Origin of the sequence: Oceanospirillum multiglobuliferum (assembly GCF_900167095.1) — a bacterium.
Classification (GTDB): domain Bacteria; phylum Pseudomonadota; class Gammaproteobacteria; order Pseudomonadales; family Halomonadaceae; genus Oceanospirillum; species Oceanospirillum multiglobuliferum.
In genome coordinates, this window is record NZ_FUXG01000007.1 from 93,122 (window position 1) to 111,521 (window position 18,400).

The 18,400-nt window shown below is 44.4% G+C and carries 15 protein-coding genes; 6 read left to right on the forward strand and 9 right to left on the reverse strand.

From position 1 onward, the window contains the following. The first annotated feature begins 11 nt into the window (after positions 1–11). The gene (locus B5D26_RS06685) at positions 12–1,217 is read left to right on the forward strand and encodes a cyclic di-GMP phosphodiesterase (protein WP_078744961.1); all 1,206 of its coding nucleotides are present in this window, start codon (positions 12–14) and stop codon (positions 1,215–1,217) included. A 57-nt stretch (positions 1,218–1,274) separates the two neighbouring features. Here the strand turns inward: B5D26_RS06685 and cysS are convergent, their stop codons facing one another. Together cysS and B5D26_RS06695 are read right to left on the reverse strand one after the other, a co-directional pair. Next, positions 1,275–2,660: a cysteine--tRNA ligase gene (gene cysS, locus B5D26_RS06690; protein WP_078744962.1), complete on the reverse strand. Its 1,386-nt coding sequence runs from the start codon at positions 2,658–2,660 to the stop codon at positions 1,275–1,277. 9 nt (positions 2,661–2,669) lie between these two features. Further along, a complete protein-coding gene (locus tag B5D26_RS06695; protein ID WP_078744963.1) occupies positions 2,670–4,352 on the reverse strand; it encodes a glutamine--tRNA ligase/YqeY domain fusion protein in 1,683 nt (560 codons plus the stop codon). A gap of 234 nt (positions 4,353–4,586) precedes the next feature. Here B5D26_RS06695 and B5D26_RS06700 point away from each other — a divergent pair, with 234 nt between their 5' ends. Together B5D26_RS06700 and B5D26_RS06705 are read left to right on the forward strand one after the other, a co-directional pair. Continuing rightward, on the forward strand, positions 4,587–5,093 hold the full coding sequence (locus tag B5D26_RS06700; RefSeq protein WP_078744964.1) for a peptidylprolyl isomerase: 507 nt from the start codon (positions 4,587–4,589) through the stop codon (positions 5,091–5,093). A gap of 124 nt (positions 5,094–5,217) precedes the next feature. After that, on the forward strand, positions 5,218–5,943 hold the full coding sequence (locus B5D26_RS06705) for a UDP-2,3-diacylglucosamine diphosphatase (protein WP_078744965.1): 726 nt from the start codon (positions 5,218–5,220) through the stop codon (positions 5,941–5,943). Positions 5,944–5,980: 37 nt separating this feature from the next. On the opposite strand, the gene B5D26_RS06710 is transcribed toward B5D26_RS06705, so the two are convergent. The 5 genes from B5D26_RS06710 to gcvA form a co-directional block, all read right to left on the reverse strand. Continuing rightward, entirely contained in the window at positions 5,981–6,751 is a 771-nt protein-coding gene (locus B5D26_RS06710) for an ABC transporter ATP-binding protein (RefSeq protein WP_200810629.1), read from the reverse strand. After that, complete coding sequence (locus B5D26_RS06715) at positions 6,748–7,767, reverse strand: FecCD family ABC transporter permease (protein ID WP_078744966.1); 1,020 nt, start codon at positions 7,765–7,767, stop codon at positions 6,748–6,750. Before B5D26_RS06715 ends, B5D26_RS06710 begins: the two co-directional genes overlap by 4 nt. Next, complete coding sequence (locus B5D26_RS06720) at positions 7,760–8,665, reverse strand: cobalamin-binding protein (RefSeq protein WP_200810630.1); 906 nt, start codon at positions 8,663–8,665, stop codon at positions 7,760–7,762. Before B5D26_RS06720 ends, B5D26_RS06715 begins: the two co-directional genes overlap by 8 nt. 249 nt (positions 8,666–8,914) lie before the next feature. Beyond that, positions 8,915–9,982: a porin gene (locus tag B5D26_RS06725; RefSeq protein WP_078744968.1), complete on the reverse strand. Its 1,068-nt coding sequence runs from the start codon at positions 9,980–9,982 to the stop codon at positions 8,915–8,917. A gap of 194 nt (positions 9,983–10,176) precedes the next feature. Continuing rightward, on the reverse strand, positions 10,177–11,067 hold the full coding sequence (gene gcvA / locus B5D26_RS06730; RefSeq protein WP_078744969.1) for a transcriptional regulator GcvA: 891 nt from the start codon (positions 11,065–11,067) through the stop codon (positions 10,177–10,179). Between the two features lie 207 nt (positions 11,068–11,274). Here gcvA and B5D26_RS06735 point away from each other — a divergent pair, with 207 nt between their 5' ends. Together B5D26_RS06735 and B5D26_RS06740 are read left to right on the forward strand one after the other, a co-directional pair. Further along, complete coding sequence (locus tag B5D26_RS06735) at positions 11,275–11,460, forward strand: hypothetical protein (RefSeq protein ID WP_078744970.1); 186 nt, start codon at positions 11,275–11,277, stop codon at positions 11,458–11,460. Positions 11,461–11,819: 359 nt separating this feature from the next. Beyond that, on the forward strand, positions 11,820–13,499 hold the full coding sequence (locus B5D26_RS06740) for a methyl-accepting chemotaxis protein (protein ID WP_078744971.1): 1,680 nt from the start codon (positions 11,820–11,822) through the stop codon (positions 13,497–13,499). 53 nt (positions 13,500–13,552) lie between these two features. On the opposite strand, the gene B5D26_RS06745 is transcribed toward B5D26_RS06740, so the two are convergent. Further along, positions 13,553–14,968 carry an aminotransferase-like domain-containing protein gene (locus B5D26_RS06745; protein WP_200810631.1) on the reverse strand — a complete coding sequence of 472 codons (1,416 nt, stop codon included), beginning with the start codon at positions 14,966–14,968 and terminating at the stop codon, positions 13,553–13,555. A 155-nt stretch (positions 14,969–15,123) separates the two neighbouring features. Here B5D26_RS06745 and B5D26_RS06750 point away from each other — a divergent pair, with 155 nt between their 5' ends. After that, on the forward strand, positions 15,124–16,005 hold the full coding sequence (locus B5D26_RS06750; protein ID WP_078744972.1) for an EamA family transporter: 882 nt from the start codon (positions 15,124–15,126) through the stop codon (positions 16,003–16,005). 137 nt (positions 16,006–16,142) lie between these two features. Here B5D26_RS06750 and B5D26_RS06755 read toward each other — a convergent pair whose 3' ends face one another. Then, complete coding sequence (locus tag B5D26_RS06755; protein WP_159445606.1) at positions 16,143–18,185, reverse strand: methyl-accepting chemotaxis protein; 2,043 nt, start codon at positions 18,183–18,185, stop codon at positions 16,143–16,145. Positions 18,186–18,400: the final 215 nt, after the last annotated feature.

Below are 18,400 nucleotides of genomic sequence, written 5' to 3' on the forward strand. Positions count from 1 at the left end.
TCTAATCACTTATGAGACAACGGATTCCGGTCAGTGACCTACGAGTAGGAATGCGAGTGGTTGAGCTAGATATCAGCTGGCTTAAATCACCCTTTTGGCGGCATGCATTTACAATTCAAACGCAGAATGAAATTACACTGTTAAGACAGCACTGCCAGCATGTTGAAATTAGTGTCAGCACCAAGATCAAAGGTGCTAAGAGCGCTAAACAGTTACCCAGTTCAACGCAAGGAAATAGCACCCAGAAAGCTGTAGACGTGCCACAGCAAGGTATGTCTAAACCTAATGCATCTATCGTAACACATCAAAAAATAGCGCAAGCACAGCAACACTTACAACAAGTTGCTGGAAAGATCACCGATGTTTTTGATGATGCCAGAACAGGCCATGCGTTAGATGCGCCAAAGCTTCAGAATTCTGTAGAACTGCTCACCCAAGATGTATTAACCGATACCAACTCACTGTTATTACTAAGTCAGCTACAAAATAAAGATCAGTCTCTATCAGAGAAATCAATTAACGTCTGTATTTTAACCTTAACTTTTGCAAAACATCTAGGGATTAAAAAAGACCAACTTCATCAGTTGGGCCTAGGTGCGCTGCTGCATGATATTGGAATGTTACGGGTTCCAGCTTCTTTATTGAACCATAAAGGCACTTTGAACGCTTCTCAGAAAGCTATTATTCAGCAGCATGTTATTGATGGTGTTAGCATGGTTGCTCACCACGATAATCTTGCTGATATCAAAGATATGATTGCTTACCACCACGAACGTTATGATGGCTCTGGCTACCCATACGGTTTGAAAGGGCGCGCGATACCACTTTTTGCCCGTATTCTTGGTATTACAACCACTTATGAAGCGATGACTCGCGAACGTTTTTTTAGCTCAAAAACAACACCAACCCATGCATTATCAAAACTCTATGCATGGCGACATCAGCTTTTTGATGGGCGTTTGGTTGAAAAGTTTATACAGGCACTCGGCGTTTATCCTCCAGGCTGTATAGTTCAGCTCAATACAGGGCAAATCGCAATAGTGACAGAGATAAACCCTGAAAAACGCACTCGTCCTGTGGTAAGACTTTTAATGTCTGAAGATAAGGTGTTGTTAAAAGAGCAGCCAGAGATCAATCTGATTATGAGTGAATATGAGTGGATCAAAGTTCAAAAAATTCTAGACACCCAAGAACTTGAACTCACCAAGCTAATCTAAATCTGCCAACTCGTTAGTACCTGAAAGGGGCACTAAGACCCTTTCAGGCACTAGAGGTTATTCACGCACCCAAGAAGTCCCTTCACGGGTGTCTTTCAAGGTGATGCCTTGGCTGAGCAGCTCATCACGAATGCGATCAGACTCTGCAAAGTCTTTATTTAAACGCGCTTGTTTACGCGCCTCAATCATCGCCTCGATCTGATCTGCTGTTAAAGCGCCTTCTTGTTCAACCCCTTTTAGGAACTCTGTAGGGTCTTGGTCGAATAAGCCCAGCACTGAACCAAACAGTTTTAAGTAACCTGCCAACTGTGCAGCTAAGCCGGTATAACCCTCTTTTTTGGCGATATTCAGTTGCTTGGCAAGGTCAAACAGCATGGCGAAGGCTTCAGCAGTGTTGAAGTCGTCATCCATTGCGGTTTTAAAGCGTTCAACCCATTCACCTTCTGCAACCACTTCCGCCGCTTGCACACCTTCTAAAGCCGTATAAAAACGCTCTAAAGATTGGCGTGCCGCTTTAAGGCCATCTTCTGAATAGTTGATTGGGCTACGGTATTGGCTGGCGAGTAGGAAATAACGCACCACCTCTGGGTTATACTTTTCCAGTACATCACGAATGGTGAAGAAGTTGCCCAAAGATTTTGACATCTTCTCTTGGTCAACCCGTACTGCACCTGCGTGCATCCAAGTGTTAACGTATTTCTCACCAGTTGCGGCTTCTGATTGGGCAATCTCGTTTTCATGGTGTGGGAAAGGCAGATCTGGCCCACCGCCATGAATATCAAAGGTGTTGCCTAAGCAGCAAGTCGACATGGCAGAGCACTCAATATGCCAGCCCGGACGACCTGCACCCCAAGGGGATTCCCAACTGACTTCGTCGGCTTTTGCTGATTTCCACAGCACGAAATCCATTGGGTTTTCTTTGGCTTCTTCAATGCCAATACGCGCACCCGCTTGCATATCTTCAAGGTTGCGATTGGTCAGTGCGCCGTAGTTTTCAAACTTGGTGACGCGGTAATACACATCGCCATTGCTGGCAACGTAGGCATAGCCTTTGTCGATCAACGTTTGCACCATATTGATAATGTCTTGAATATGGTGTGTGGCACGCGGCTCATGGTCTGGACGTAATACGTTCAGCGAGGCTTCGTCGTCGTGCATCGCTTGAATCATACGCTCGGTGAGTGCATCAACAGGTTCGTTGTTTTCTGCGGCACGGCGGATAATTTTGTCGTCTACGTCGGTGATGTTGCGAATGTAGTTCACCTCATACCCGCGATGGCGCAGGTAACGGGTGATCACATCAAAGGCCACCATGACACGCGCATGGCCGATGTGGCAAAGGTCATAAACCGTTACCCCACAGACATACATTTTGATCTTACCCGCTTCTATAGGTGTAAAGACCTCTTTCTTACGCGTCATTGTGTTGTAAATATGAAGCATGGCTTTGGCTTATCCTTTGTTCTGAATCTTGGCCCAGCTGTCTTTCAGACCTACTGTTTTGTTGAATACTAATTTGCCGTCAACACCGTGATCATAACGGTCTGCACAGAAGTAACCGATGCGCTCAAACTGGAACACCGTTTCAGGTGCTGCGGTTAATAGGCTAGGCTCACAGTAACCAGTGGTCACGGCCAGAGACTCAGGGTTGATGTGCGCTAAAAAGTTCACTTCTTTGTTTGAGTCTGGGTTTGGATCAGTAAACAGATTTTCATACAAGCGCACTTCAGCTGGCACTGCATGAGGCTCAGACACCCAGTGAATCACGCCTTTCACTTTGCGACCTTCAGGGTTTTTACCCAGTGTGTCGGCATCATAAGTGCAGAGTAACTCAATGATTTTGCCGTTGGCGTCTTTGATCACTTCTTCGCACTTGATCACATATGAGTTACGCAGGCGCACTTCACCACCGTTGGTCAGGCGGAAGAATTTCTTCGGTGCATCTTCCATAAAGTCTTCCGCTTCAATCAGCAGGTTTTTGCTGAACGGAATCACACGCTCACCCATGCTTTCATCGGCAGGGTGCGAAGGCACTACGTACTCTTCAACCTGATCATCTGGGTAGTTAGTGATGGTGACTTTAATCGGGTCTAGCACGCACATGGCTCGTGGCGCATTTTGCTCAAGATCTGCACGCAGTGCGTGATACAGCATACCCACATCCACCACGCCATCACTACGGGTTACACCCACCAAGTCACAAAAGTGGCGCAAAGAAGCTGGCGTGTAGCCACGACGACGCATACCGGAAATAGTCGGCATACGAGGATCATCCCAACCTGACACAAAACCTTCATCAACCAGTTGCTTCAGCTTACGCTTGCTGGTCACGGTGTAGTTCAAGTTCAAACGTGAAAACTCAATCTGTTTAGGTTTTGCAGGTACTGGCAAGTTGTCAATAAACCAGTTGTACAGCGGGCGGTGATCTTCAAACTCTAAAGTACAAACAGAGTGCGTAATACCTTCAAGGGCATCAGACTGACCATGTGCAAAGTCATAGCTCGGGTAGATGCACCATTTGTCGCCCGTTTGGTGGTGTGGCACGCTGCGAATACGATACAAAATTGGGTCACGCAGATTGATATTCGGCGCAGACATGTCAATTTTAGCGCGCAGCACCTTAGTGCCATCGGCAAATTCACCCGCACGCATACGGTTAAACTGGTCGAGGTTTTCTTCTACGCTACGGTCACGGAATGGACTGTTTTTGCCCGCTTCAGTTAAAGTGCCACGATATTCGCGCATCTGCTCGGCATTTAATTCGCAGACATAAGCTTTGCCAGCCTTGATCAATTCAACCGCATAATCAAAGAGTTGATCGAAATACTCAGAGGTGTAGCGCACCTTGCCAGACCACTCGAAGCCCAACCAACGCACATCTTCTTGAATAGAATCAATGTACTCTTGGCTCTCTTTCTCTGGATTAGTGTCATCAAAGCGTAGGTTACATTCGCCGTTGAAATATTCCGCTAAGCCAAAGTTCAAACAGATAGACTTAGCATGACCAATGTGCAAATAACCGTTTGGTTCTGGCGGAAAACGGGTGATGACCTGCTGAACCTGGCCTTCAGCCAGTTCCTCTTTAATCAGGTTACGGATAAAATTCGGGGCAACAGTTGCTTCGGTATTGCTCATAGTCTTTGGCAAATCTCTAAAAAGTAATCGTGTGAATTTAAGCAGGCTTTAGCCCATCCACTGGGGTATTTGGCGAATATTAAAAAAGCAAAATAGCACTCAACTATTTGAGTCCTCTCCCTTTTCTTTTGCCAAGCACACAAAAGCGGTATTATAGCGCGAGGGCAGCCCATTAAGCCATCCTGTATATCATTAACTCTCACTGACTTTTCAGTTTATATTTGAGGATCACTCATGATCGTTTTACACACCAACCACGGCGACATCAAGATCGAACTGAACTACGAAAAAGCGCCGGTTACTGCGAAAAACTTTGAAGAATATGTCACAAGTGGTCACTACAACGGCACTATTTTTCACCGTGTAATTGGTAATTTCATGATTCAAGGCGGTGGCTTTGATGCGGGCATGAACCAAAAGCCAACCCGTGATCCAATTGAAAACGAAGCAGATAACGGCCTTTCAAACGAAATCGGCACCATTGCAATGGCACGTACAATGGACCCACACTCTGCAAGCGCGCAGTTCTTCATCAACGTGGCAAACAACGCATTCCTAGACCACTCTGGCAAAAACATGCAAGGTTGGGGCTACTGCGTATTTGGTAAAGTAGTAGATGGCATGGATGTGGTGAACATCATCAAAGAAGTGAAAACCACTTCTAAAGCAGGTCATCAGGATGTACCTGTTGAAGATGTGATCATCGAGTCAGCAGAAGTGGTAGCCGCAGAAGCAGAATAAGCTTAACTGCTTATTGAGCGTTACCATATCGTCAAAAAGGTCGGTTATCCGGCCTTTTTATTGCCTTTAGCTTATTAATCACTGTCGACCTGCGTGTTGGCGATAGCGATTGTTGCCGTGATTTATGAAACAGATTTTTATCTCAGACCTGCATCTTAAAACCTTAGACGATCCTATTACCGAGCGCTTTTTCACTTTTCTAGACCAAGTGGCGATCCGTGCCGATCAGCTGTATATCTTGGGCGATTTCTTTGAATATTGGCTGGGTGACGATTACCAAACACCCCTCAGTATTGCGGTTGCTGAACGCCTGTCTTATTTGAGTCAACAGGGTGTCGCGCTGTTTTTTATGGCAGGTAACCGAGATTTTCTATTAAAAGACGACTACGCCAAGCAATGTGGCATGACTTTATTGCCCGATCCTTACGCGTTACCCGCCCCGCAGCAGCACATTTTACTCAGTCATGGTGATCGCTTATGTACGGATGATGTTGAGTATCAAAAGATTCGTCCGATGCTACGCAACCCCCAGTGGCAAAGTGAGTTTATTGCCAAGTCGATCCCTGAGCGAATCGCTTTTGCCTCTCAAGCGCGTCAACAAAGCCAAAGTAGCCAACAGCAAGCACAAGACAGTGGCTATGGTTTGGTGGATGTTAATTTAGAGGCGGTAGATCAACTCATGCGTGAATATCAGTGCAACCTTTTAATTCACGGTCATACCCATAGACCAAAACAGCACACTGCTTGTGATGGACAAGCTTTGCGATTGGTTTTAAGCGACTGGGATAATCAAGTGTTCTATATAGAAATCAATGCCAACCAAACACCAGAACTTAAGCACTGGCATTAATAAAGTCTGCAGTATTAGAGAGAGAGAAGGCTTGCAGCTAGCCTGCAATAAAAACACGCCCAGCATCTGTTTCTAAGCAACGAATAGGATGCTGATAAAGCTGGCTGAGTTTTTCTTCGACTAATAGGTCAGCGACACAACCTTGCTCAGGGGGTTGATCGGGATACAGCAGAATCAGTTTATCGCAGAAACGCTGCGCTAAATTCAGATCGTGCAAACTCATTAATAAACAACCTTGCACCACTTTGATCTGAGCAGTAAGTAGGCTTAAGAGTTCTATTTGGTGATGTAGATCAAGATGGTTTGCAGGTTCATCTAATAACCAAACTTTAGGTTGCTGCACCAATAGGGTCGCAATTTTTAGGCGTTGGCGCTCCCCCCCTGAAAGTTGCTCTATGGGCCTGTGAGCATAGTCAGCCAACCCAACTTTAAGTAGTGCTTGTTCAGCTAGCAGATAGTCTTCTGGGGACTCCCATTGCCAAAAACCTAAGTGAGGATGACGCCCTTGCAACACGGTTTCTAATACCGTAGCAGGGAATTGCGCTTGATCATCTTGCAGTAAGAACCCCATCTGCTGAGCGCGTGTACGCGGTTTAAGCTGAGCAATGGCTTGGTCAAAAAGCCTGATTTCTCCCTGATCAGCTGCTCGAAAACCCGCTAAAGTGTGCAGCAATGTTGTTTTGCCTGCACCATTACCACCTAGAATGCCCCAGACTTCACCTGCATTCAGCTGAAGATCAAACTGCTGGCAGATAGTTTTGCCACTGATACTGATTTTGAGTTGTTTTGCCGTTAAACAGTTCATCATAACTGGCCTCGATTACTCTTTTGCAGTACCCACAAAAACATTGGCACGCCGATAAAAGCTGTAATAACCCCTACAGGTAACTGCTGCGGTGCTATTAAGGTACGCGCCAGTGTGTCTGCCAGTAGCAATAAAGTACCTCCGGCGAGAGCCGCAGCAGGCAGTAAAACACGATGATCTGTTCCTATACTCAAGCGTAAAATATGCGGCACAACCAAGCCTAAAAACCCTACGCTACCCGCCTGAGTAACCGCCGATGCTGTTAAAGCAGAGGCTAATAGATAGAGTGTTAGTTGTATTGGATAAACCGAAACGCCTAAAGCCTTAGCCTGCAACTCGCCCCGTAGCATTAAGTTTAAAGGGCGAGCTAATGCCCAACTCAGCGCCAAACAGATCAGTAAAACCGTTAAATTCACACCCGCTAAACTGGCACGCGATAGGTCACCCATTAACCAGAACAACATGCCACGGAGATGGCTATCCTCACCTATTGATAGTAAAAAGCTTACTACAGCTCCCCAACCTGAAGCGGTGACAACCCCCGTTAATAACAAACGTGTGGGCGACCAACTGCCTTGCCCATGCGCCAAACCAAAAACGAGTAACAGGTTTACCAACGCCCCTACAAAAGCACTGCCTGATATCCAAAAAGCTCCCAAACCTAATGAGATACTGCACAGCGCACCCACCGCAGCGCCACCAGAAACCCCTAAGACATAAGGGTCTGCCAGTGGATTACGCAATAACACCTGCATTAAACAGCCTGCTACAGCCAGCTCTGCGCCTACAATCAGTGCAGCTAAGGTTCGTGGCAAACGCAACTCCATCACCACTGTGCGCGTTAACGTCGGCTGATCATGGCTCAGTAGTTGCCACAAATCGGCAAAAGTCACTGAAATACTGCCTGACAGCAACGAGAGTGCCACGCTTCCCATGGCAGCCACACTAAGTAAGAGCAACACATAAAGTGCTTGTTTACGCTGTAAAGCAGGTTTAAATGTGGGCTGCTGGTTACTCATTAGATGCCTTAGATAAACGTTGGCGGGTTTGCGCCAACTGCTGACACATCAAAATGGCTCCCTGAAGCACTCTTGGCGTTTGACGTTGAATTAAATCAGGTGGAATAAAGTGCAGCTGTTGCTGTTTTACCGCGTTTAAACTCGGCCAATACTGCCAAGCATCTAGCCACTCGGGTCGCTGCTCTTCCATACCACTGGCGATAATTACATCGGGATTGGCTTGTAATACCGCCTCAACACTGATACGAGGGGCTATGCTATTCAAATCGGCAAAGACATTTTGACCACCACAAAGCTCTATCACTTGTGATATCAAGTTTTCCTGATTGATGGTAATTAAAGGCTCATCCCAGACTTGATAAAACACCCGCACAGGTCGCTGTTGACTATACTGCTGTTTGAGCGTGACAAGACCTTGATGAAGCTGTTCAGCTATTTTTTCTGCACTATCAGCATGCCCTGTTAGCAGTCCTAGCTTTCGCACCGTAACAGGTAGCTGCTCTAAATACCGGGTTTCAGTCAGATAAACAGGCATGCCTAAACGCTTTAATTGCTCAATAGCTGCTGGACTATTACCACTATACCATGCCACAACAAGATCAGGGTTAAGTGCCAATACAGACTCTAGATCAACTTGATTATAGCTTCCAACCGATGTGATTCTCTGCGCTTCTTCTGGGAAGTTACTATAACTCACCACCCCTACCACTTGCTTGCCAGCGCCAGCACTAAACAGTAGCTCAGTCGTACTGGGCGCTAAGCTAACAATACGCTGCGCGGGTTGACTGAGTTTAACCTTATGCCCCCTATCATCTTGCACCTCTATCACAACAGTGCTTGCAATCGCCTGCGTGATGGACAAATAAGCAAGCAGAAAAGCGGATAAAAGATGATTCAAGGCTGGCATTCTCTTTTAAAGCAGATGTTATGAGTGAACATTTCTGTCATACAGTAATGTTTGGGGTGGCAAATTCTGAGTGCTCAAGATAGGTTTGTAAAGCTAAAGGGTGTCTGCTTTGAATACAAAATAATATCTGAGACACAGCACTATTTGCACTGCGCCCCAGATACTTGGTTTCTCACCAAGGTAGAATGCGATTGACCTTGGTGAGTAGTACGCAGAGAGAGAAATCTATTTCAATGTAACTTACCAGCTAAATGAAGCACCTAGTGCTAACTGTGTTGTATCTTTAGATGCTGTTAATGACATCACGTCATACTCAGCAACTAATTTTAGGCTTTCGTTAACATCATAGAATACTGCCGCCGCATCCAACTCTTTCTTAGAACCGCTAAAGTCAGTCTCACCGTGAGACAGCACTAATTTTGTTGCCCCCATAACATAAGAGCCTTGAACTAACATGCCATCACTTTTAGCTTCTGTTGCCAAAACCTGATCAGCAAGCGCAGTGCTGATACCTTTTTGATCGAAGCCTGAAACTGTGACTTGGAAACCAGACATCGCCACACGCACACCATAAGCAACACCTGATGCGTCAACATCTGTCGCATCATTTTTCCCTGATGCTACACCTACCCATGCAGATAGCTTCGCACCTTCAATCTCTTTTGCATAAGTTGCTTCTGCTTCTACGCGCAGTGAGTTATCGGTATTGGCTGCAGTCTGTTCTCCCGATTGAGGGTCTAACAGAGATACCGCAACCTTTAAGCCACTCATATCGTTAGTACGGTAAGTCAACTGCGCTTTAGGCACAGCATAAGGGTAACCTGTTGAAATATTACCAAAAGTCACGCCGCCTGTGTTCTGCATAGGTAGACCTGTGCCAAACAACAGTTCATCATTGAAGACATTAGAGCGCGCATAGATACCAAAATCTTTACCAAATAGTACCTGACCAAAGCTGCCATCAACTGTTGCGTAGAACTGGCGAACATCAATCGCTGTATCGGTAACATTATTGCTACCATCATTAATGGTCACCCAGAATGAAGAACGACCACCCAATGTTAGGTCGCCCGCTTGCTTGCTGACATTAAAGCCGATGTAGTTAGGCAAAAAACCCATACGCACTCGGGTTTGCGTTTCTTGAGTCTGCTTATCATCAGTGTGTGTCAGAAAAGTGTTGAAATGGCCATCTGCAGAAAAGCTAGTGCCATTTTGATCATACAGAGACACCGCAGCCTGAGCCTGAGAGGCAACCGCGATGGATAAGGCGATAGGAGATAGTGCTAAAAGGATTCTGTTACGTTGCATAATACGCTCACTGTATATTGTTATTTTTGTTCACATTGCCCTGAGGCAAGATGATTATTTGCAATAACCGTTGGGCGGCATATCAAGCTTTGAGTCTAATTATCTTGTACTTTACGATATAGCTATTTAGGTGATAAAAGGACTACATCTAATAGCCATAGTAAGTGGCTTCTCGGCCTATTTTCCTGAAATAACTACAGTCCACTTTGCATTTCAGCAATCATCCAGTCTTTGAACACCTTCATACCATAAGAGAGTGGGCGCTGCTTTTGATACACCAAATAAAAAGATTTATGTGTATCCAGCTTAATATCAAATGGCATGATCAATTTCCCCTGCTCAATTTCACGAGAGGTCAGTGTACTGTCTGCTAGCGCAACACCTAAACTTTCCTGAGCGGCACCTGTTGCAAGCTGGCTACTAGATAACTGCAATCCTCTGCTGAAGCCTTTATATTCTACCCCTGCCAGTTGCAGCCATTCCGGCCATTCATAGGCCCGCTTGCTAACATGGATTAATGTATGGTGGCGTAAATCTGCAGGCTCGTTCAGTGGATGTCGCCCTTTTAATAACGCTGGACTACAGACAGGCACTAGCCAAACATTTCTCAGAAAATGTACTTCAATGTCATGCCAATCACCATGACCAAAATACACTGCCATATCGGTATTTTGCTTATTGAAGTCGATCAAGCCAGAAGATGCACTGATTTGCAGCTCAACATCTGGATAGAGTGCCTGAAATCTTGTCATACGAGGCATCAACCAACGAATCAAAAAGTTGGGTGCAACGCTAATGGTCACAGTATCGCGCTCAGGATTCGCTGTTAACCTATAAGTAGCGGCTTCAATTTCATCTAAAGCACTTCGTACAGATTGTAAGTATTGAGCGCCTGCCGCGGTTAGCTCAACTTTGCGTTTATTACGGCGAAATAAACTTAAGCCCAGATAAGTTTCTAAGCTTTTTATTTGATGACTGACAGCTGACGCAGTGAGAAATAGCTCTTCAGCAGCTATTGCAAAGCTTTCATTGCGGGCTGCGGCTTCAAAGATACGAATGGCATTCATTGGGGGGAGTCGGCGCATACTAGTCTGTCGCTTTTAGGGTCAGGCTTAATAGTAAATGACAAATTAATGATTGGTTAGTTTTTTTCATCAATCAGGTTAAAAAAGGTCGTTTGTTTCCCTATAAGAATCGCTCTACCATAGCGACATACTTTAGATCGACCACAAATAAGTAAGTGCTCGAAACTAGCTAAAGCCCTTATTCTATCGGATATACAGGACAATATTATGAACCACGAAATCAAAAAAGACAGCCTTGGCAATGTTGATGTTGAATTTTATATTGCAAAGGCAAAAGCAGAGCGTGATGCTGCCATTTCAACTTTTTTCACCAATCTGCAAGCGGATATTATGCGCAAAGTGAGCTTTAAACTGCCTAAAATCAACTTGAACTTTGGCCGTCATGCACACTAATTATTAAGCTAGACAATAACGGCAATGCAGTAAAATATTTCTAGAAGAGTGTACCGCCTGATGGCAGAGCAATAACAAGCAAGATACTTCTGTCAGATACAACCGCTATACTTACAGCTGTAAATGGGTTGCTTTCTTTTGATACAAGCAACCCATCATGTTCTATCCCTCACTATGATTCCTTTTCCCCATCCTTTTTCATCTTGAAATTACTATTCTAGCTTGAAAAAACTAGGGTTTACCCTAGTAACGAAAATCATTTCCATTGTCTATGTTTACTTCAGATGCGCCATAAATAGTATTTTTACTCTAACCATGGCTGCATATTTCTAGAATTTGTCATTAACAGGAGTAATGTGATGACAACCCAAACATCAGACTCGCACTATGATGAAACACTAAAAGAAACTCCCTTCAAACTCCGGCTATCGCTAGGATTTATGGTACCACTAGCCACTTTATTGATATTAGGCATTATTGCGCTTTGGGGCATTAAGGAGGTCTCCGCAGGTTTAGAAACCGTTTACAAAGATCGTGTTGTGCCGCTAAGCAGCCTCAAAGTTATCTCAGATGATTATGCGGTATTGATCATTGACAGTATCAATAAAGCAGATAACGGTATGATCACCGCTGAGAACGCTTATCAGAAAATTCAGCAGGCTGAACAACGTATACAAGGAATATGGGCAGCATACCTTAAAACAGAACTCACTCCCGAAGAAAGCCAGCTGGCGACAGAGGCAGAAATTCTTTTTGCTGTCGCAGACGCAGCTGTTCAGCAAGCGTCAACACAGTTGAAAAACCTCTCTGGTATCACGACTCATCAACTAAGTGAGCTTAATGGCCCAATGTATCTTGCGGTAGATCCTGTCAGCGAGAAAATCAACCAATTAGTTGCATTACAATTAAAGGTTGCAAAACAAGAATATTTGAAAGCAAACGCTCACTACGCAGAAGTTCGTAACATTATCATTGCACTACTATCCACTGCATTTTTAGGCAGTTTAGCCGCAGGCATTTATATTATTACCTGTGTTTCCCGCCAGCTAGGGGAGGAGCCAGAGCGAGTTCGGGTACTAACATCAAGAGTTGCCAAGGGCGACCTAACAATACCAACTGATCACAATAGCCATCCAGATAGTATCATGGTCGCTGTGAGCGCAATGGCTAAAGACCTTGAACAAGTTGTGCAAAATGTCAAAAACTCTACCCAGGAAATTGCAACCCTAGGCACTCAACTACACCAAAGAACAGAAGCAACCCGACAGCTCTTGCAAATACAAAGTGATGAAACACAGCAGATATCTAGCGCGATGACAGAGATGAATGCCACAGTTCATGAAGTTGCCAGCAGCGCCACAATGGCTGCTCAGGCAAGCCACAAGGTAGAACATGAGATGGAAAAAGGGCTTGTTGTAATCGAAAAAAGTATAAACAGCGTACACCATCTCGCTGCAGAGGTTAACCAATCAGCTTTAGTGATTAGTAAGCTTGCTGAAGATAGTGAGCAGGTTGAAACTATTCTAAGTGTTATTGGAGGCATTGCGGAACAAACAAATTTGCTTGCCTTAAATGCTGCAATTGAGGCAGCAAGGGCCGGAGAGCAAGGTCGAGGATTTGCAGTTGTAGCGGATGAGGTGCGCACATTAGCAAGCCGTACACACCAATCAACAGAGCAGATTCATACTATGATTTGTCGCATACAAGAGGGTGTCGCGAGCGCTGTTAAGGTGATGCGCAATAATGAAGCAGTTGCCAAACAATCTGTACTATTGACAGAGTCTACTCGGCAAAGCCTGTATGAAATTAACCTTTCCGTAAAAACTGTTAATGATATGAATACCCAAATTGCGAGTGCAGCTGAAGAGCAAAGCTTAGTCTCTGAAGAGATTCACCGTAATATTGCTGCGATTAATGATATTACATTACAAAGTAACGAAGCGTTCAATGAGGTTTGGCAAGCAGCGAGCAACTTAATGTCAATGGCTGAAAACTTAGAAGCTCAAGTCAGCTATTTCAAGTTAAAGCCTAACCAGTGATAGCGCCTATGATTACACCTGCTGTTTGATAATGAACAAAAAGCACCTCAAAGTTAGTGCCTAATATTCATGCAGTTAGGCATTAACTTTACAAGCAGTTCAAGCTGCTGTTTTGCAATATTAACCTCATCTACCCCTGTAGTAAGCGACCAGCCCGCATTCACTCGAAAACAGTCTTGATAGAGTGGTAAGGTAGAAAATGCGGGCCCTATACGAATATCTAAACTCTGCTCACAAGCTGCCCGCCATAAAGCTTGGCTATTGAGGTTTGGAACTTGAAGCCACAAAACCAAACCGCCAGTGGGACTACTAATTGCCGTTTCTATTGGTAAGCGCTCTGATAGAAAGGCTCGGTATTCTCTAATATTTTGCTGAAGCCTCAAGCGAGTTTTCTGTAAATGGCTGTGATACTGCCCGCTATTAATAAAGTCTGCTAAACCTGCCTGCACAGGCGCGCTAACACCAAAATGGCTAATCCCATGTTGCTTAAGATAAACTGGAAGGTGACGCCCCGCTAAACACCAGCCCAACCGAAAGCCAGCAGTTAGCGTCTTAGAAACAGAGCCACACCACAATACATAACCACCTTTATCCCAATACTTAGCAGGCAATGGCATAACCTTGCCATGCCCAAGCTCCATATAAATATCATCTTCAATAATGGGTATTTGATAGCGATTGGCTAATGCTGCCAGCGCCTGCTTTTGCGAAGGCGACATACTGATTCCTTGGGGGTTCATATGAGAGGTGCTAAATAAACCTGCAACAACAGTACCTTGAGCCAAGTGTTGCTCTAATTGCTCTAGGTCGATACCTTCAGAGGTACTCGGAATCTCAACCACTCTTCGCCCCAATCCCCCTAGCAACTCTAATAAACCACTGAAACAGGGGGAGCTGATTGCAATAGCATCACCTGTACTAGAAATGGCCTCTAATGCAATCCGCACGGCATCAATACATCCATTAGCAATCACTAACTCATTGGCAGAAAAAGGAAAACCATAGTGTGCAAAGTGCTGTTCTAATGAGCGTCTCAGTGCAAGATCTCCTTGGCGATCAGGGTAACGGTGTATCTCATGACCGAGCCGCTTAAGGCCACGCTTCATACTATTGTGCAAGGCATTAGTCGGCATATCGCTAGGATTCAGTTGTGAGATACCAAGCGGCCCAGAGTATTTTGGGTGGTGCAGATCAGATTCTTGAATGGCGACATGAGTGGGACGGCTGAGAAACTGTGGTAAACAAGGTGTACGCTGTTCAGACAGCGGCAGTGCCACATAAAAACCAGACTGCGGTTTAGCAATAATCCAGCCCAGCTCCTCTAAAAGATGGTAGCAATTCAATGCGGTCGTCATGCTAACACTGAACAAACGGGAAAGGTTTCGAAGAGAGGGCATCCTAGCCCCCAGACTGAGCTTACCTTCTCTAATATCCTCGATAATCTGCTCTGCGATTACTTTGTAACGCACTTGCCACCTCTGCCATCTTAAGTAGGTACTTATTTTCATACTCAAGCTTTAAATTGTATACTTTTTTATTTAAAAAATTGCATCTGTGTCTCTTTTTAAATCCTCTACATACTCTACTTGTCTTAACGAGAATCAGCTCAAGCAGGAGAGAGGCAATGCGCACAAAAGATTTGTTACTGGGTATATCTATTATGTGTTTATGGGGGTTTAACTTTTCAGTGATCAAACTAGGTGCTGATCAAATCAACCCCATTTTATTAACTGCACTAAGATTTACCTTTGCCACAATTCCAGCGGTCTTTTTTGTCAGACGCCCTAAAGTGGCGCTGAAGTACTTAATCGCTTACGGATTTACTTTTGGTGTGGGTGTTTGGGGTATGATGACATCGGCTATTACTGCTGGCGTATCGGCGGGGATGGCAGGTGTTTTGATGCAACTCAGTATAGTCTCAAGCTTATTCTTAGGTTGGTTCTACTTGAAAGAGCGAATCAGCTTTCAGAAAAAGATAGGAGCTTTACTGGCACTACTGGGATTACTCGTCAGCTTTCAATTACAAGATGGATCAGTTAACCCTACGGGCTTAGTGCTTGTGCTGATAGGCGCTTTTAGCTGGAGTCTTATCGGCTTGATTGTGAAAAAAGCGAACACTAAAGAGATATTTGCATTTAGTGTTTGGGGGATGTTATTTGCGCCCGTGCCGCTTTTCGCACTGGCATTGCTTAATTATGGTAGCGAGGTGTTCTTACAACTGCCTGAACAAATAAATGCGTCTGTGTGGTTTTCAGTATTGTTCCAAGCCTACCCGACTACACTTCTGGGTTACTGGTTATGGAACCGATTGATAGTACAGTACCCACTGACAACAACGGCACAACTGACCATGTTAACCCCTGTTTTTGGCATGATTGGCAGCATGATTTTTTATCAAGAAGACATTGATTCTGTTAAGTTTGCAGCTGCACTTTTAATTCTGTCTGGCCTTCTGGTTAGCCAATGGCAAAACCGCTGGTTTGGATCAAGTGTAAAACAGGCTTGAATACAGACATTAAGAGACAGTTTACAGATGAGGTTATAAGATTTTTTTTGAAGATTAAGCTAAGAGCGCTGCTGAATTAAAACTATCAGAGACATAAGTTAGTCTCTGATAGTTTTAGCAAGGGCTTTTATGGGCTTTTAGTATTTAAAGCGCTGCACGCTCTTTGTAAGATGCTGGGCAACCTCTTGAATTTGCTGGCTACTGCTAGCTGTTTCTTTAGCGCCTTGCAGTGCTTGTTCCGCAACATCATTAATTTGCTGAATATTGCGTAGCAGCTCTTCAGTTGTTGCTGACTGCTCTTCAGTTGCAGAGGCGATCTGCATATTCATCCCTGTAATTTGCTTCATCTCATCTTCGATTTGTAGCAATGCTTGGCGAGACTTTTCAACCTCACTCACACTTTCTGTTGATCGACCTTGGCTGCGTCGCATCTGCTGAACAGCTGTTTCGGTTTGTTGCTGCAATTTGGCAATGGTGTCTTCAATTTCCTGTGTCGAGCTATGGGTTCTAGTCGCAAGTGTTCTAACTTCGTCAGCTACAACCGCAAAGCCACGACCATGCTCACCTGCGCGGGCAGCTTCAATCGCAGCATTCAGTGCTAATAGGTTGGTTTGATCCGCAATCTCTCGAATAACATGAATAACAGCGCCAATCTCTTGGCTTCCTTTTTCCAGTTCAGCAATTGCATCTGCGGCACTTTGAATATCTTGTGCTTGTAGTTGGATGCTTTTCACTACGCCATCAACAATTTTTAAGCCATCTGAAACTTGACGATTACCTTTTTGCGCTGAGTCAGAAGCTTGCTGTGCACTGCCAGCAACCTCTAGTACTGTCGCATTCATCTCATTCATTGCCGAGGCTACCATATCTACTTCTCGACGTTGAGACTCTGAGCCTGATTTTGCATCTTGGCTGTGCTGCTCCAGCTGGGTTGAAATGCTGGCCATTAACTCACTACGTTGCGCGATATCTGAGACCAAGGTTCTAATTTTCTCGGCAAAGGTATTAAAAGCTCGGCTTAGTGTTGCCACTTCATCTTTACCGTTAACCTCTAATCGACGAGTCAAATCACCATCACCATTGGCAATATCATCCAGTGCTTTAGCCAAATGACCCAATGGGCTAGAGATGCTTTTTGCAACTGCAACAATCACAACCACAAGCAATACTAAGGCACCCAAACAGATAAGAAGAATATGATTGACTAACTCGTCAGCTTCCTCTGTTACCTTACTCATTGGCACTGCAACCGCTAAGTTCCAATGGTAGCCAGTATCAGCCAAGTCAATTCGATCGTTAAGAATTAAAGTACTGCCGTCAAATAGAGGCGTATTAGTTTCAACGTCAAAAGATGTGCCAGAACGGATGGAAGCTAATAAATCAGGCAATGCACTACCTGAAATATCACCTTCTGTATCAGCTGCATTTTTACCCAGACGCTTACCATCAGGATGCGCAACTATAATGCCATTATTAGTAAATAGAGCCGCTACGCCACTTCCGTAAGGATGAATTTTAGAGACTTCTTTTTGAATATTATCGACCAACAGGTCAACACCAACAACGCCAACAAAACGGCCATTTTCTATAATAGGTACAACGATAGAAGTAATTAAACGCTGCTGCCCTGATATTTCATAAAGATAGGGATCTAGTATCGTGGCTTTGTTACTTTTTTTCGAAAGTAAGTAATAATCGCCAGCACCCGGTGTTTCGTAATCAATGGAAGCCTCTGCAACTATTTTACCTTCAGTATCAGGGTGCCAATAAGGTACAAAGCGTCCTGTTGCATCATGTAGTGGACTATTTTTGAAACGATCATCTAAGCCATCAAACGCATTTGGTTCCCAAATAGTCCAGCTACCAATCAGCTCTGGCCGATCAATAAGGTACTGTTTAAGCAAGTTGTTGAAATACTCTCTTCTATTTGCGGGGGAAATTTGTAAACGTGCCTTAGCAACACTTGCCAAACCTTTAAGTTGTTGCAATTGCTGGTTCAGAGGTGCCACTACCTTCTGCCCTTCTTCAGTCGCCAGTAAGTGTGCCGTATTAACGGCTTGAGCAGTACTAGTTTCCGTTACATCAGTTTTCAGAATAAGTGTAATGGCAAGCAAAATAGCCACTATTAGCGGTACTAATGTCACCATCATTTTTTTGGTCATCGACAGAGAATTCAGCATTCCCCTACCTCCATGCATATTGACTTAATGTTGCCAAAAATTTATTGGCAATAAACGGAACTTTTTTACATATATTCCTTACATAAGATAATACGCCTAAAACGAAGGATATTGTTGTAATATGAGTGACGAAAAAATGACAAAAAGTCACCTAAAATAACCATAACTGACTATTAGGGCTATTTTAAGTGTAGAAAGCAGAAAGCCACGTCTCT